The following is a 16,434-nucleotide window of genomic DNA, read 5'->3' on the forward strand; positions in this document are numbered from 1 at the left end:
TACTATAAGGTAAATTAAGGTATATGGGGGGCGTAAATTTTGAAGTTTATAAGAGTTGGAAATGAAAAGAAGAAAAAAAGATTAATTTCCTTGTTAATGTCTTTTGGTTTAGTGTGGAACATTTGCATTTTTTCTGCTGCGAATGCTTATGCTACAACACAGAAGGATGATTTAATTATTATGGAAGAAAAAATTGCCAATGGGGTACATTATATAGAGCAAAAGATAAACTATTATGATAAAGATAAAAATGATATACAACTAAAGCAGACTCTAAATATTATTAAGGCAGATCTGAATAACCCTGATGTGGGTCTTATATTTTCTAAAGCAAAGGATGTAGTGCTAGCAAAAGATACGGTATCAAAACAAATTGGACAAGAAAAATCTAAAAATAACAGTGTGGTAGGAGGAATCAATGGTGATTTTTTCAATATGATTATAGGCGCAAGTGTAGGACCTCAAATTAAAGATGGTAAACCTTTGGTAGGATATACTTGCAAGTCAGATGAAAGTAGATATCCAATATTCGGTATAGATAAAAATAATAAGGTCTTTATAGAAAACATGAGCTTTAATGGTAGGCTTGCATTGGATGAACCTGGATTAAATAATATAGAGCAACAAAGTGTGCTTATAGATAGTTTTAATAGATTTGATGAATTTCAAGTAAATAAGTACAGCGCGAAAAACAGTCTAATGTTACTTACACCTGATTATAGTCTAGAGCGAAAAATAAAACAGTCAGATTATGCTCCAAGTGAAGTGTTCACAATCATTAGAGGAATACAGGGACCTATTTTATTGGACAAGCAGTTCACAGGAGTAATTGAGAGCATAGAAGTTGGTAGCAAAGAAGTAACTATTCCGAGAGATGGCATAGTTATTGCATCAAATGGTACAAAAGCAAATTGGGTAAAAGATAATTTGAAAATAGGAAATAAGGTGAAGTTTAACTTAGGATTTAGCAAAAAAGATATAGTAAGTGCCATGGGAGGATATAATTATCTGGTTAAAGATGGGAAAACAATATCAGAGGAAACCATGGTAAGTGATGTTGTAGACAAATACCTTGTAACCTCTAGAAAAGCTAGAACAGCTATTGGAATAACTGAGGATAATAAGGTTGTTGCATTAACAGTTGGAGGTGGAGGAGCCTCATCCACATTTAGTGATGGTGCTACTTTACCAGAAATGGCGAGTTTAATGTTGCAATTAGGTGTAACAACTGCTTTGAATTTTGATGGTGGTGGGTCGGCCCAGATGAATGTACAACATTATGCAGATAATACGAGTACCATAGTAAATACTCCATCTGATTATTCGGAAAGAGCGGTAACTAATGCTATTTTATTTACTAACAAAGCTCCTGTAACTAATACAACAAGTGATATTAGTTTGAAAGAAAATATACTTATATATATAAATTCAGCTTACAATTTTAGTATCAAAGGAGTTGATACTAATTTACATCCAATGAATTTTTTAGACAAAAAGGTTATATGGTCTACTCAAGGAAAAGTTGGACAAGTTACCTCTAAGGGTGAGTTTCTAGCTGGGAGTAAATCATCAATTGGAGAAGTAAAAGCTTCTTTAGATGGAATCACAGGAAGTACAAAGGTTACTGTGGTAGATTCATTAGCTTCCTTAAGTATAACGGATAAAGATACTATTTTATTAAACCCGGGGGACACTTATCAATTTTCTGTAAAAGCTACCAATGAAAAAGGTGAAAATGTTTTAATTGATAATAAAGCGGCAAAATGGTCTGTGACAGGCAATGCTTTGGAAATTGATAAAAATGGGTTATTGAAAGTTAAAGCCAAAGCTAAAGAGGTGATAGGTGATGTAATAGTAGAAGCGGGAGGTAAAAAAGCTTCTGTTAAGATAGAAGGGGCAAAGTCTATTGTACTTATAGAAGACTTTGAGCACAATGATGAAGCCATGTACAGGGTAGGTGGCTTTGTAGGTGGAACTTCAAAAATATCCTCTGAGAAGTCATCAAATGGTAATAAAAGCTATAAAATATCATACAATTATGATGAAAAGTGGGCAAGAAAATATAATGGAACAATAGATTTCATTCCTACAGGGGTTAATAGCAAGGGCGAGGATATTACTAGTAGGTATATATCTAAAACAAGACCTGTGAAAATAGGCATGCAAGTATATGGTAATGGCATAGCTCCATGGCTTAGGGCTAGCATAATAGATGGAAATGGGAAGGAAACCATTGTAGATTTTGCAAAATCAGTAAATTGGAAAGATGAATGGAAAAATGTTTATGCAGAAATTCCAGAAAATCTGCCACTACCAATAACTCTTAAAAAAATATATATGGTAGAAACTGATAAGACTTTACATTATAAAGGTAATATTTATTTTGATTATATAAGATTTATGTACGTTGACAAGGAGAAAAGTGTGGGGACGGTTAACAACTAATTAAACTAAAAAAGTGAAAAAGTGCGGGGACGGTTAACAACTATTTGTATTTGTACAAATAGTTGTTAACCGTCCCCTTGGGTTTGCTTTGGGTTTGCTTTGAATTTGCTTTGATTTTGCCTTATTTAAAAAAAAAAATAAGATTATAGACAAAATAGCTTTTATTTTCACCGATTTTTAACTACAATAGAAGGTAGGGAATTATTGTTTTTTTAAGGAGTGAAAAAAATGATAAAATTAAATGGAATAGAAAAGATGACAAATGAGCAAAAATATAAATATATGCTTATTCTTTTAGAAGGACAGCTCAGCTCAGAAAAAAATGACCTAGCAAATTTATCAAATGCTGCTGCAATTATTAAAGCAGTTATGGATAGATTAAATTGGGCAGGGTTTTACATTGTACGTGAAAATGTATTGGTGCTTGGAATGTTCCAAGGAATGCCCGCTTGTAACAGAATACAAATAGGTAAAGGCGTATGTGGCAGGGCAGTTGCGACAAAAAAACTTCAGCGCATAGAAAATGTAAATGAATTTCCAGGACATATTGCTTGTGACACTGCAACAAATTCAGAAATTGTTATACCTATAATAAAAGAGGATGTAGTTTATGGAGTTTTGGATTTAGATAGCCCAGAGGTAGGGAGGTTTACAGAGCTTGAAGAAAAATATTTAGTTGAATTTGTTTGTAAACTTAACAAATATATAGATTGGTCAAAAGTTTAAATAGAAGGTAGGAGATAATAAATGATAAACATAGGAGATTTAAATAATTTAACAGTAGTAAGGCGCGCGGAATTTGGGTACTATTTAGGCGCTGGGACAGATAATACCAGTGATGACATACTGCTTCCAATGAAAAGTACTTTAGGTAGAGCACTTGCCATTGATGAGGAAGTTGAAGCCTTTATATACAGAGACTCGAGTGACAGGTTAATTGCAACTTTTAAAAAACCACTTGCAAAGGTTGGAGACTTAGCTTACCTTAAGGTAATTGATATGACTGCAATAGGATCTTTTGTAGAAATTGGTTTAGAAAGAGATGTATTGGTTCCTTTTAAGGAGGAAAATTACAAATTAGAAACAGGTAGAAAATATCTTTTTTATATATATTTAGACAAGACTGGAAGAATTGCAGCCACTACTTTTGTTGATAAATATTTATATGAGACAGATTCATATAAAATTGATGATGAAGTGGAAGGTACAGTATATGGAATACAGACTAATGGTACTGTAATGATAGCTATTGATGATATTTATAGAGGGGTTATTCTAAGAAATGAGAATTATATGAATATAACGCCTGGAGATAGATTAAAAGCAAGAGTAAAAAAATATTACGAAGATGGTAAAATGGACTTAACAGTAAGAAAACCAAGACTAGAAGAAAGAGATGTAGTTGAAGAACAAATATTAGAATATTTAAAAAGCTCTGATGGGTCTATGCCATACAATGATAAGAGTTCTCCAGATGATATAAAGAAAGTCTTCAAAACTAGCAAAAACGCTTTTAAAAGAGCATTAGGTGGCCTTATGAAGAGTGATTTAATTTTTCAAGATGAAGAGGGTACTAAAATAAAATAATTTATTATATTCACATTTTTAAAAAAAGTAAGAGTCTGATGATTTAGTGTCATCAGACTCTTACTTTTTTTTGTTATCTATTTCCTTATATTATGGAAGAACTGCGTTTGAATATTTTTACAATTTCATTCAAAAGCAGTGGCATAAGGGATAGAATAGTAACAAAACCCCAATCCATTAAACTTAAGGAATGAACACTAAAAACATTTGCTAGAAATGGCACAGTGATTATAAAATCTTGTAGTAGTATGCCAAAAACTATAGCTCCAATTAAATATTTATTTGAAAATAAACCTATTTGGAATATGGATTTCTTCTCATTTCTCATATTTAAAGAATGTACTAGTTGAGATACACTAAGTACTACAAAGGCCATGGTTTGTGCATGTTTTAGTGCATCCTCTGAAAGATTCTTCGGGAATAGTGGAAATAAACTAGTGTCTCCACTATAATATTTTGCACCTATTATAAATGCAGCTAGGGTTAATATACCGATTAGAAATCCGTTAAGAAGTAAATTTGCGGATTCACCCTTAAATAAACTATCTTTTGGATTTCGAGGTTTATACTTCATTACATCAGGATCGCCAGGATCTACACCTAAAGCTAGAGCTGGTAATGTATCGGTGATTAGGTTGACCCATAATATATGGATAGGTCGAAGGGGAGTAGCCCAGCCTAAAAGTATTGCAAGAAATAGTGCTATAATTTCTCCGATATTACAAGATAGAAGGAATATTATAGTTTTCTTAATATTTGTGAAGATGTTTCTTCCTTCTTTTATAGCAGCAACAATAGTTGAAAAGTTATCATCTATGAGTATCATATCAGCAGCACCTTTAGCCACGTCAGTACCAGTTATACCCATGGCGACACCTATGTCTGCCATTTTAAGAGAGGGAGCGTCATTTACTCCGTCGCCAGTCATGGATACAATGTTTCCTTTTGCTTTAAGAGCGCGTACAATCTTCACTTTATGTTCGGGGGATACTCTTGCAAATACCCTTATATTATCAATTCTATTATTTAGTTCCTCATCAGACATTTTATCAAGCTCCGTGCCAGATATAACCTCAGAAGAATCATTAGTAATATTTAAATCTTTGGCTATAGCAAAAGCCGTGTTTTGGTGGTCGCCTGTTATCATTACAGTTTTTATTCCAGACTTCATGCATAGGGAAATAGAATCCTTAACCTCAAGCCTTGGGGGATCTATCATACCTACCAGGCCAATAAGTATTAAATCATTTTCTAGTGAATCAATCTCTACATGAGAGCTGGGAAGAATTTTATAAGCGGCACCTAGAACTCTTAGTGCATTGTCAGACATATTATTTGAGGCAGCTAATATGTCTTTTTTTATATCTTGCGTGATTTCTATTATATTGCCTTTAATATATGCCTTTGTGCATAGATTTAATAGATTATCAATAGCACCTTTTGTCATTACATAATAGTCATTATCGTATTTATTTACAGTAGTCATTAATTTTCTATCTGAATCAAAAGGAATTTCATCGATTCTTTTATGAATTTTTTCTAAGTCGTCTTTAAATATGCCATAGTTTACTCCAGCTTGTAATAAAGCGATTTCTGTGGGGTCCCCAGTTTTTGAATTTTCGGAGTAAGTTGCATCATTGCATAGAATAAGATTTTCTAGTAAGAGCTTATGTTCATTATGATCGATATTTAGACTGTCTATAGCTCCTAAGTGACCATCAGCATAGAATTTTGTTACTGTCATTTTATTTTGAGTTAAAGTACCTGTCTTATCTGAACAAATAATATTTACAGAACCTAAAGTTTCAACAGCAGGTAATTTTCTTACAATAGCATTTTCCTTTATCATCTTTTGAACTCCCATAGCAAGCACTATAGTTACTATAGCAGGAAGACCTTCAGGAATAGCGGCAACAGCCAAACTTATAGAAACAAGTAGCATTTCAAAAAGATCTCTCTTTTGAAGAACACCTACTATAAACATAAGAGCACATATGAATAGAGCACCTATTCCCAGATACTTACCAAGTTGTGCTAGTTTCTTTTGTAGCGGGGTCTCATCATCTACTTTTTCATCTAACATTTTAGCAATCTTACCTATTTGAGTATCCATTCCAGTGGATACAGCTATGCCCACACCTCTACCATAGGTTGCCAAGGTAGACATGAAGAGCATGTTTTTTTGATCCCCCAGGGGTATATCCTCGCCCGGAAGAACTAGAGAAGCATCTTTATCCACAGGCACAGATTCTCCAGTAAGTGTAGATTCTTCTATTTTTAAATTTGCAGCTTCAATAAGTCTCAAATCGCAAGGCACATATCTCCCCGCATCAATAATAATAATATCTCCAGGTACAACTTCCTCTGATGGAATTTCTTTTAACTCTCCATCTCTTTTAACTACAGCCTTTGGCGTAGATAATTTTTTTAGTGCATCAAGAGCTTTTTCTGCTTTAGACTCTTGAATAATTCCCACTGTAGCATTAATAATAATTACAATAGCAATTATTATTGCATCACTTGTTTCACCAAGGAGGGCAGAAATCACCGCGGCTGCAAGTAAAATGTAAATTAAAATATCATTTAGTTGAGCAAAAAACATTGCTATTAGAGTTTTGGGTTTTTTAGTTGTTAATTGGTTTAGTCCGAATTTTTCTCTTTTTAGCTCAGTTTGATTTTGAGAAAGTCCTGTTATTGGATTAGAACCAAATTCTTTTAAAACTTCCTCAATAGTTTTGTTGAAGAACATTAATATCACCTCGTCTTTTTAGTATTTGTTATTATAACTTAATTTATTTAAAACAAGAAAATTATTATACTAAAATATATTTCAAATAAAGAGAAACAATCAAATAGGTATTAAGCCATAAAACACAATACCGAGTATCCCTGAAATCACAATTATTAAAATTGGATGAAGTTTACTTTTAATCAGCAGTCCTAAAATTATGATTCCAATTACTATACTTTTAATGTCTTTATAAGAGTCGCTTCCCATGGATAAGAATACAGAGATTATAAGACCAATTAGCGCAGGCCTCATACCTTCAAGTGCAGACTTCATTATGTAGGATTCTTTAAATTTAACAATATAGTGATTAGCTATAGAAACTAAGATAAATGAAAAGGAAATCACACCTAGAGTTGCAGAAATGCTACCTAATATACCAGCAACTTTAAAACCTACAAAAGTTGCTGAATTAATGGCTATAGGTCCTGGAGTCATCTGGGATATACCTATAATATCAATAAGCTCTTTGGAGGTAATCCAGTTATTGTTATTTACAATTTCCCTTTTGATAAGGGGAATCATAGCATAGCCTCCACCAAAGCTAAAAGCACCTATTTTTAAGAAGGAGAGATAAATTTTTATTAAAATTGACAATTACTTCACCTTCTTTCCGAGAAATATAACCCCATATAAACCAGATAAAAGTATAACTATAACAGGGTGTATGTTTAAGAATAATATACTCCCCATGGAAAGTAAAATTATAATAAGATTTGCATAGCTTTTCTTTAAAGATTTGGATAAACTTACTACGGCTATGAGTATAAGCATTGGTACTGCAGCAGAAATACCCTTGAAAACCAAATCCACATAATAATAATCCCTGAATTTCATAAAAAAAACTGCAATTAGTAGTATTATAAAAAAGGAGGGTAAAACAACGCCTAGCAGCCCAATGATAGCTCCAGTTAGTCCACTAATTCTATAGCCTATAAATACGCTACTATTAACGGCTAAGGCTCCAGGAAAAGTTTGAGAAATAACAATTATATCTAAGAAATCTTCTTTAGATATCCACTTTTTTTTGTTGACAACTTCAATTTCTATTAGCGGTATCATGGCATACCCTCCACCAAAGGTAAAAGCTCCTATTTTAAAGAAAGTCCAAAACATATTCAGTAATTTTTTCATTTGTCCACCCCTAAGAATTTTAATTTTATGGATAAAAATAGTGTTCTAGCGTAAGTTAAAAGCAAAAACCTATATCTATAATCTATAGTATTTACCATATTATTATACTAATATAAAAAATAATTGGCAAATTTATGAGTAAAGAATTAATTTTACATTATGGCAAGAATTAATTTCATATTGTGTATATTTTTTTTTGGAAAATTAGATATAATGTATATAATGGTATGAGAACATTAAGAACAACTAATTTTGAAAAACAGGAGGTGGGAAAACATGGAAATATCAAGAGCTAGAAGAAATTCATCTGTTGTACCAGATAAGAAAACTGTATCTAGTAAAAAAGATTTTTCTCAGAATTTTAGTTTTGCTAGGCAGCAGAAATCAGAACAACAACTTAAAGATATGATGGATGACATAAAAAAGAAAGGGAATAGATTAAGTATTACAAAATGCTTTGCAGATGTGAGGGCATATAAAAATTTAATTAGAGAATACTTAGACTCTGTTTTAAAACATATGTACGAGGTTAAAAAGGATATTAGTTTTTGGCAAACGCAATATTTTATAACAGTGGAGACTGTGGATTTGAAACTAGAAGAACTTACACAAATGCTATTGAGTGGAGAAAAAGAAAATCTTGATGTAGCAAACACTATTGATGAAATTGCGGGACTTATTGTGGATGTTTATAAGTAGAAAAAGTACACATATTGCGTAAAGCTTGATAAATAAACTCTACACAACATAATGCAATATATGTACTTTTTTGAGCTAATATTGTAGCATAGCAAATTATGATTTAAAGGAAAGAATTAAAACTAGCATCAGATGGCATTCGAAGATCTCCTCTTGGGGATAAACTTATAGTTCCTACTTTTGGACCATCTGGCAAGGCTGAACGTTTAAATTGTTGAGTAAAGAATCTTTTTAAAAATTTATCTAACCATTTGATAATTTCATCTTCGTCATAATCGGCTTTGAAGGCCTCTTTAGCTAAGAATAATATTTTACTTTTGGTGGCTCCTTGCTTCATAAAATAGTAAAGGAAAAAGTCATGTAGTTCATAAGGTCCTACTATGTCTTCAGTTTTTTGAGTGATTTCACCATTCACATCTTTAGGTAGAAGTTCTGGACTTACAGGAGTGTCAAGGATATCTAAAAGTATATCGGAAGCTTCCTTTGAGGCCTCTTTATCGGCCACATACTTAACTAAATATCGAACCAGTGTCTTAGGAATCGAGCAGTTTACGGAATACATGGACATATGGTCTCCATTATATGTGCACCAACCTAAAGCTAGTTCAGATAAATCTCCTGTCCCTATTAATAGTCCACCATCTTTATTGGCAACATCCATAAGAATTTGAGTTCTTTCTCTTGCTTGAACATTTTCATAAGTTACATCATGTTTTTCTACCGGATGGTTTATGTCTTTGAAATGTTGCAAACAAGCGTCCACTATGTTTATTTCTCTAAACTCAGTACCTAAATGTTTACATAAGTTTACCGCATTCATATAGGTTCTATCTGTAGTTCCAAAACCAGGCATAGTAATAGTAATAATATTTTTTCTTGGCAGATTTAACATATCAAAGGTTTTAACTATAACTAGTAGTGCAAGGGTTGAATCAAGTCCGCCAGAAATCCCAACTATAGCTTTATTAAGCCCAGTATAAGAGAATCTTTTAGCAAGCGCTGAGGACTGAATATTAAAAATTTCCTTGCAACGTAGTTCGCGCTGATATTCATTTGAAGGAACAAAAGGATGCTTATCAATATATCTATCAAAAGCCCCAAATTCTAAACTTGAAAATTCAAAAGGAATTTCGCAGGCTTCAAAAGGACAAATAGAAGTACCATTTCTAAAGCTGATATTTTTTAACCTTTCACTATTTAACTTATCTATATCAATAATAGAAGTGATAATTTCATTTTCTCTTTGAAATCTATTATTTTCTTTTAATAATAAACCATTTTCGCTAATTAAAAGATGGCCACTGAAAAGTAAATCTGTGGAGGATTCAAAAACACCAGAGGATGCATATAAATAAGAACACATACATCTTGCGCTCTGAGATGAAACTAAGGATTTTCTGTAATCAGCTTTGCTAACCAATTCATTAGATGCAGATAAATTAGCAATTATATTTGCACCCTGAAGGGCTAAATAGCTACTAGGGGGAATGGTTACCCAAAGATCCTCACAAACCTCAAAACCAAATTTAATATTGTTACAGGTGAATAATAAATTAGTTCCAAAAGGGATGGATTTTGCAAAAGAAAGATTTACAGTTTTGCCTAGTATGCCAAGACCTTCAGTAAACCATCTTTTTTCATAAAACTCCGAGTAATTAGGAATATAGCTTTTTGGCACTATTCCTAAAATGTTCCCTTTAAATATTACATAAGCGCAATTATATAGACAATTATTAAAATGTAGTGGAGCTCCTACAGCAATTAGTATATCTTTGTTTTTAGAAAATTCACATAAAGATTTAATTGCACTTTCGGATTTTTCAATTAGCGCTTGTTGTAAAAATAAATCTGCACAGGTGTAAGCTGTTATGCAAAGTTCTGGGAAAACTATAAATTTTGAGTTTTCCTTTAAAGCCTCCTCTATGCAAATTTGTATGTTAATTAAGTTAGATTTTATATCTGCTACATTTACTACTGGACAAGCAGCAGAAACCTTAATAAAAGAAGTATCCAAACTAATTCACAACCTTTCGTTGGGTTTTCAAGTATAGTATTTGTTAAATTGATTTTTTATAACCAATATTCACTAAAATTATATCATTATCTTAGATTCATTAGTAGGGACAGTTAACAATTATTTTACTTTAGTTTAAATAATTGTTAACTGTCCCCAGCTATTTCCCAACTATTTAGTTTAAATAATTGTTAACTGTCCCCAACTATTTTCGTATTTTCAAATTATTCTGGTATTTTATTAAAAAGGCGAATTAATGAGATAATGAAAGCAAACATAAGATAATACTATGAAGAAACGATAATGAGGTATTAAATAACGTATAGCGTACTAAGACGAAACTTTATTATGCATAAAAAATACTATATAATAATATATTAACAACATGTAAAGTTTTTGGCGTGGGAATATCAGAAAGAAATGGTGTTATAAAATGCAAAAAAGAGATATACTTAGATAAGGATTAGTAATATCATAATGTTGGAAAGTTTATAACTCTAATTGATATTCGAAAGGGGGAGGTACAACATGGAATGGAAACCAATGATATTCTGGATAATTGTAGCATTAGGGGCACTAGCTATTGATATTGCAACAAGTAGTTTTCTCTTTATATGGTTTGCTATAGGTGCAATTGCAGCAATAATTTCTATAGGCTTTAATGCGCCAGTAGTTGTTCAAGCTATTATTTTTATAGGGGTTAGTGCGTTGTGCACGGCTGTGGGGTATCCTATAGTCAAGAAAACCATAAAAAAAACTGTAAGCAAAACACTGACTATGGAAGAAGGGTATATAGGAACTGAATTTAATATACCAAAAGATATTGACATAAAAGCAAATATTAAATTCCAAGGTATTTATTGGACTGTGAAAAATGTAGGAAAGCCTTTAACAAAAGGTGATTTAGTTCAAATTATTGGTATTGAAGGAAATAAGTTATTAATAGCGAAAGTATAAGTTGTATTAAAATTTAAGGAGGGATTTGTAATGGAAATAGGAGCAGTTATAGGTTTGGTTATATTGTTAATATTAGTTATTATGATTTTATCATCTATTAAAATCGTTAATACTGGATCTGTGTGTTTGGTAGAAAGGTTTGGTCAGTTTCATAGGATACTAGAGCCAGGTTGGCATTTAACAATTGTTTTTGCAGATTTTGTTCGAAGAAGAATTTCTACAAAGCAACAAATACTCGACATACAACCACAGAATGTTATAACTAAGGATAATGTAAATATATCAATTGATAATGTTATATTTTATAAGGTTATTAGCTCAAGAGATGCAGTGTACAATATTGAGGATTATAAATCAGGTATTGTGTATTCTACAATAACTAATATGAGAAATATTGTGGGAGATATGACTTTAGATGAAGTATTATCAGGAAGAGATAGAATAAATTTAAGACTTCTCGAAATAATCGATGAAATTACAGATGCTTATGGAATAAAAATATTATCTGTAGAAATTAAAAATATAATTCCACCATCTGAAATTCAACAGGCAATGGAAAAACAAATGAGAGCAGAAAGAGATAAGAGAGCGTTTATTCTTACAGCAGAGGGTGAAAAACAAAGCCAGATTGAAAAAGCAGAAGGATTTAAACAAGCTCAAATATTAAATGCTGAAGCTGAAAAAGAAGCAAATATTAGACGTGCAGAGGGAATGAAAGAATCTCAACTTCTTGAAGCAGAAGGTAAGGCTAAAGCTATAGAGGCTATTGCAATTGCAGAAGCAGATGCAATAAGAAGAATAAACTCGGCTATTATAGAGTCAGGTACAAACGAAACAGTAATAGCTTTAAAACAGATTGAAGCTCTTAAAGAAATGGCTAAGAACCCAGCTAATAAACTTATACTTCCAAATGAAACATTGTCTAGTTTTGGTAGTATAGCAGCAATAGGTGACATGTTAAAAATGAATAAATAGTGAACACAAAAATAAATAACAAGTAAAAGATGGAAAAAAATTAGCATTCTGAGTTGTTTATTTGAATATGAAAAGAAAGTCTGAAAATAAACTGGTACCTTTGTATAGAATAATCTTAAAAGGGTACCAGTTTAATTAATCAGGCTTTCTTTTTATGTGGTGATTTTTTGTTTTTTTGAGTTTCACTATTGCTTTTTTTCTGAACGGAATAACCAAATTTGCCTAGAGGTTTAGAATTAACACTAAAATATTCACCATGAGAATAAGTAATAAGATCTGCACTTTCAAAATGAATTTTCCCTTTTAAATCTATTAAGCTACTATCTACATGAGTATTAACAATTTCAGCTAAAAATAAATGGTGGGTACCTAGAGGTGTAATGCTTTTAACTTTGCACTCTAGGGCTATTGGGCATTCAGAAATTAAAGGAGCTATGACGTCCTTGCTGGGTTCAGTAGTGAAGTTCATTTCGCGAATTTTATCTATTTGCCGTCCTGAGCGTACCCCGCAATAATCCACTTGTCTAACCATTTTTGAATTAGGCAAATTTACTACAAAGTCACCACTTTCTTTTATATATTCATAGGAAAGCCTTTCAGGCCTTATGGCTACAGTTATCATCGGCGGTTTAGTACAAGCTGTTCCTATCCAAGCGACTGTAAAAACATTTATGCTACCTTCTTTATTTTTTGAGGTAATTAATACTACAGGAACAGGATTTAGCATTGCACTGCCTTTAAAAATAGTTTTTGTCATATATCTTCACTCCCATGCCTTTTTTTTCTATAACATTATTCATTATACAATACCTTAAAAGATTTATAAAGTTTCAAATCTATTTGAAAAAAAAATTATAAAAATTAGAAAAAAATGTAATTTATATGTAACTAATATGAATTTATAATGGTTTATAATGTATATAAATGGTAATTAAATCAAAGGGAGTATACTTTTCAACAAAAGATAGGTTTTCATATGAAACATTATAATATTATTATTGAAAGGTAGGAATTATTATGAACAGGAAAAAAATATTTTCAATATTATTAGCATCTGCATTAACGTTTACTAGTACAACTTCAACTTTTGCAAAATCTATGACAAAGGCTCAAACGGGTACGTCAATTGTAAACACAACTGCAGGAACTGCAATTACAACAAATAGCGAAGCTGAAAAGAGTGTTAAAATATCAAAGGAAAAAGCAAAGGAAATTGCAAAGGGAGTAATGAAAACTTATTTTAATACGGAAATAGATGAGAGCAAATTTACACAAACAAGTAATTTTAATACATCTAATTACAATGAGAAGCAGGGTAGCTCCTGGAATATTAATTGGCAAATGAATAATATGGAAAAAACTATTAACATTAGTGTTACCTTAAATGCAGAAACTGGTGAAGTTACTCAAGCAAATAATTATGAACGTGCCGTAAATGAAGAAAATACAGTTCCAACAATAACAGCTAAGGAAGCAGAAAAAATCAGTGATGATTTTGTTAAAAAAATTCAATCTAAAAAATACAATGAATTAAATAAAAAAGATTATAATAATTCCGGAAATTATGGATCAGCTAATTATAATTTTAATTATGTAAATAAAGTTAATGGACTAGAATTTGATGGTAATAGTATTAATATAGAAGTTGATGGGGCATCGGGAAAGGTAGTTTCTTACTATAATAATTGGAATGCAGATTTAAAATTTCCAGAGATTAAAGGAATAGTAGATTCTAAAACTGCAGTCGAAGCTTTTAAAACTGAAGCTAAAATGAATTTGAAATACACGGCGTTTACACAAAATTACAAGTATTATGAAAATAAAAGAGAGGTAAAAGTATTATATGTTCCAGAGTTTAGTAAAGGAAATGTGTTAGATGCTAAAGAGGGCAAGTTCATGGATCCATTTAATAATGCTAACAGCCCTGTAATAAAAGATTTGAGTAATAAAGAAAAGGTGGACTTTTATAATAAAGCAAAAGTGGTAACAACTAGAGAAAAGGCAATAGAAGAAGAGGAAGCAGGAACTATAATAAAAAGTTTGATAAATAAGGTTTATGGTGAGGGTTATGTAATTCAAGGGCTAGGATATCAAGAATATGCTGAAAACTTTGGAAGTTCAAGTAATAAAACTTGGAGTGCGTCCTTTAATAAAGGAGATGCAGGAAAATTTAGTGAAAGTGGAAATGTATCAATAGATGCTTTAACTGGAGAAATAGTAAGCTGTTATAAATATTCTAATGAAGAGTATAATGGCACTGCAAAATTCGAAACTAAATTATCTTGGGAAGAGGCATACAATAAGGCGATAGACGTAGTTGTGAAGTATTATCAAGGCAAAGTAAAACAAATAAAAACAGAACAACTTCATTATAAATATAGTGATTACGATAAAATGGGTGAAAGAAATTACTATTTCAACTTTTCAAGATCAGAAAATGGCATAGAATTTAATGAGAATAGTATAAATATTGGTTTCAGTGCTGTAACCGGCGACATGAGTAATTTAAATTGCAATTGGGATAAAAATATTAAATTCCCAGATATTAAAAATGCTATAAGCAAGGGAAATGCAAGTGAAATAATGTTTAGTAAGTATAAGCCTGTCCTTGTTTATACACAAATAAATAAAAGTGACAATCCAGATAAACCAAAATTAGAAGTAAAACTCGCTTATAAACTAAGTGATGCAAGTGGGATGTATGATAATATAAATATTGATGCTCTTACTGGTAAATTTCTAAATTATAGTGGTGAAAATATTGACCAAAATGTAGAATTATTTAAGGGGAAAATCAAAGGTAGTAAGGCAGAAAAAGAATTAAGTATTTTAGCATCAAAAGGATTAATAGAAACTGGTGATTTTAAATTAGATAAAAAGGTTACTCAAATTGATTTAATAAAAATGTTAGTAAATGCAAGAGGTTATACACCATATATGGCAGATAAAACTGCAGAACTTAAATTCTCAAATATTGCAAAATCTGATGTAAACTATAAATACCTTCAAATGGCTGTGTCTTATGGAATTATGGAAAATTCAGATGGTGAATTTATAGGAGAAAAATTAGTTAATAGAGAGGAACTGGCTAAAACCTTAGTTAAATATACTAATTATAGTAAATTGGCTGATCACAGTGAATTGTTTAAAATTAATTATAAAGATGCAGCAAATATAAGCAAGAGTAATTTAGGGTATGTTGCTATTGCAGAGGCTTTTAGATTTATACAAATAGAAAACAATGAATTTAAGCCAAAGGACAATACCACCATGGAACAATTAGCTATAGGTGTCTATAATGTACTTAACAATGTGAGAAACATACAATATTAAAGGAAGGAATTTCTCCTACGTGAATTACAATAGGTTTGTCGTTTCTTATTGCAAGTCACTTCGGAGAAATTTCCTATCCAATTAATATTGTGCTACGATTATTAATTCTTAAAGTATCGTAATTTATGATTGATGAACTATATATGAAAAATGCTTAGTTAATTAATTGCTGTAAAATCTGTTAATTTTCTTTTTTAGTCGTCTCCTTAAAAAGAAATCTACTTAAAACAAAATAAACAATTAAAGATATTACAATCCATAACCCCAAGCTTATTAATAGTTTGATATCAAATCCATCAACAAATGGATTATAACCTGCCATTCCAAGAGTTGAGTTAATAGGTTGTGTAATAAAAGTAGTAAATAGATAGGTTGAAAGGGAATGTAGCTAGATTTGTGTAAATAAATCTAGCTACATTCTTTTTTTTGTATAAATAAATGGTATTTGTGGTAATAATATCTAATAATTAAGTTAGGAGGAATGGTTATGAAAGAAATTGAA

The 16,434-nt window shown here is 31.3% G+C and carries 12 protein-coding genes; 7 read left to right on the forward strand and 5 right to left on the reverse strand.

The genetic code is table 11. The features are described from left to right. Nucleotides 1-39: 39 nt before the first annotated feature. From ACREV6_RS09465 to ACREV6_RS09475, 3 genes are all read left to right on the forward strand, one after another. Nucleotides 40-2,445 carry a phosphodiester glycosidase family protein gene (locus ACREV6_RS09465; RefSeq protein ID WP_431577768.1) on the forward strand — a complete coding sequence of 802 codons (2,406 nt, stop codon included), beginning with the start codon at nt 40-42 and terminating at the stop codon, nt 2,443-2,445. Between the two features lie 228 nt (nt 2,446-2,673). After that, a complete protein-coding gene (gene msrC, locus ACREV6_RS09470; protein WP_431577769.1) occupies nt 2,674-3,171 on the forward strand; it encodes a free L-methionine (R)-S-oxide reductase MsrC in 498 nt (165 codons plus the stop codon). Nucleotides 3,172-3,192: 21 nt separating this feature from the next. Next, entirely contained in the window at nt 3,193-4,032 is an 840-nt protein-coding gene (locus tag ACREV6_RS09475) for a CvfB family protein (protein ID WP_431577770.1), read from the forward strand. 85 nt (nt 4,033-4,117) lie between these two features. Here ACREV6_RS09475 and ACREV6_RS09480 read toward each other — a convergent pair whose 3' ends face one another. The 3 genes from ACREV6_RS09480 to ACREV6_RS09490 all read right to left on the reverse strand — a co-directional run bounded on the left by ACREV6_RS09480 (nt 4,118) and on the right by ACREV6_RS09490 (nt 7,954). Next, a complete protein-coding gene (locus ACREV6_RS09480; protein ID WP_431577771.1) occupies nt 4,118-6,781 on the reverse strand; it encodes a cation-translocating P-type ATPase in 2,664 nt (887 codons plus the stop codon). A gap of 99 nt (nt 6,782-6,880) precedes the next feature. Next, nucleotides 6,881-7,417 carry a chromate transporter gene (locus tag ACREV6_RS09485; protein WP_431577772.1) on the reverse strand — a complete coding sequence of 179 codons (537 nt, stop codon included), beginning with the start codon at nt 7,415-7,417 and terminating at the stop codon, nt 6,881-6,883. Further along, nucleotides 7,418-7,954: a chromate transporter gene (locus ACREV6_RS09490; RefSeq protein ID WP_431577773.1), complete on the reverse strand. Its 537-nt coding sequence runs from the start codon at nt 7,952-7,954 to the stop codon at nt 7,418-7,420. Between the two features lie 276 nt (nt 7,955-8,230). On the opposite strand from ACREV6_RS09490, the gene ACREV6_RS09495 reads away from it, so the two are divergent. Further along, nucleotides 8,231-8,653 carry a YaaR family protein gene (locus ACREV6_RS09495; protein ID WP_431577774.1) on the forward strand — a complete coding sequence of 141 codons (423 nt, stop codon included), beginning with the start codon at nt 8,231-8,233 and terminating at the stop codon, nt 8,651-8,653. Between the two features lie 103 nt (nt 8,654-8,756). On the opposite strand, the gene ACREV6_RS09500 is transcribed toward ACREV6_RS09495, so the two are convergent. Continuing rightward, complete coding sequence (locus ACREV6_RS09500) at nt 8,757-10,667, reverse strand: NAD(+) synthase (protein WP_431577775.1); 1,911 nt, start codon at nt 10,665-10,667, stop codon at nt 8,757-8,759. A 528-nt stretch (nt 10,668-11,195) separates the two neighbouring features. Here ACREV6_RS09500 and ACREV6_RS09505 point away from each other — a divergent pair. Continuing rightward, nucleotides 11,196-11,624 carry an NfeD family protein gene (locus ACREV6_RS09505; RefSeq protein ID WP_431577776.1) on the forward strand — a complete coding sequence of 143 codons (429 nt, stop codon included), beginning with the start codon at nt 11,196-11,198 and terminating at the stop codon, nt 11,622-11,624. A 30-nt stretch (nt 11,625-11,654) separates the two neighbouring features. After that, nucleotides 11,655-12,599, forward strand: coding sequence for an SPFH domain-containing protein (locus ACREV6_RS09510; RefSeq protein ID WP_431577777.1), 945 nt, complete (start codon nt 11,655-11,657; stop codon nt 12,597-12,599). Nucleotides 12,600-12,738: 139 nt separating this feature from the next. Here ACREV6_RS09510 and ACREV6_RS09515 read toward each other — a convergent pair whose 3' ends face one another. Then, nucleotides 12,739-13,356, reverse strand: coding sequence for a flavin reductase family protein (locus tag ACREV6_RS09515; protein WP_431577778.1), 618 nt, complete (start codon nt 13,354-13,356; stop codon nt 12,739-12,741). Between the two features lie 260 nt (nt 13,357-13,616). Here ACREV6_RS09515 and ACREV6_RS09520 point away from each other — a divergent pair, with 260 nt between their 5' ends. Continuing rightward, the gene (locus tag ACREV6_RS09520) at nt 13,617-15,932 is read left to right on the forward strand and encodes a YcdB/YcdC domain-containing protein (RefSeq protein WP_431577779.1); all 2,316 of its coding nucleotides are present in this window, start codon (nt 13,617-13,619) and stop codon (nt 15,930-15,932) included. The last annotated feature ends 502 nt before the right edge of the window (nt 15,933-16,434 follow it).

It is taken from the genome of Clostridium sp., from assembly GCF_050717515.1.
Taxonomy (GTDB): Bacteria; Bacillota; Clostridia; order Clostridiales; family Clostridiaceae; genus Clostridium_AD.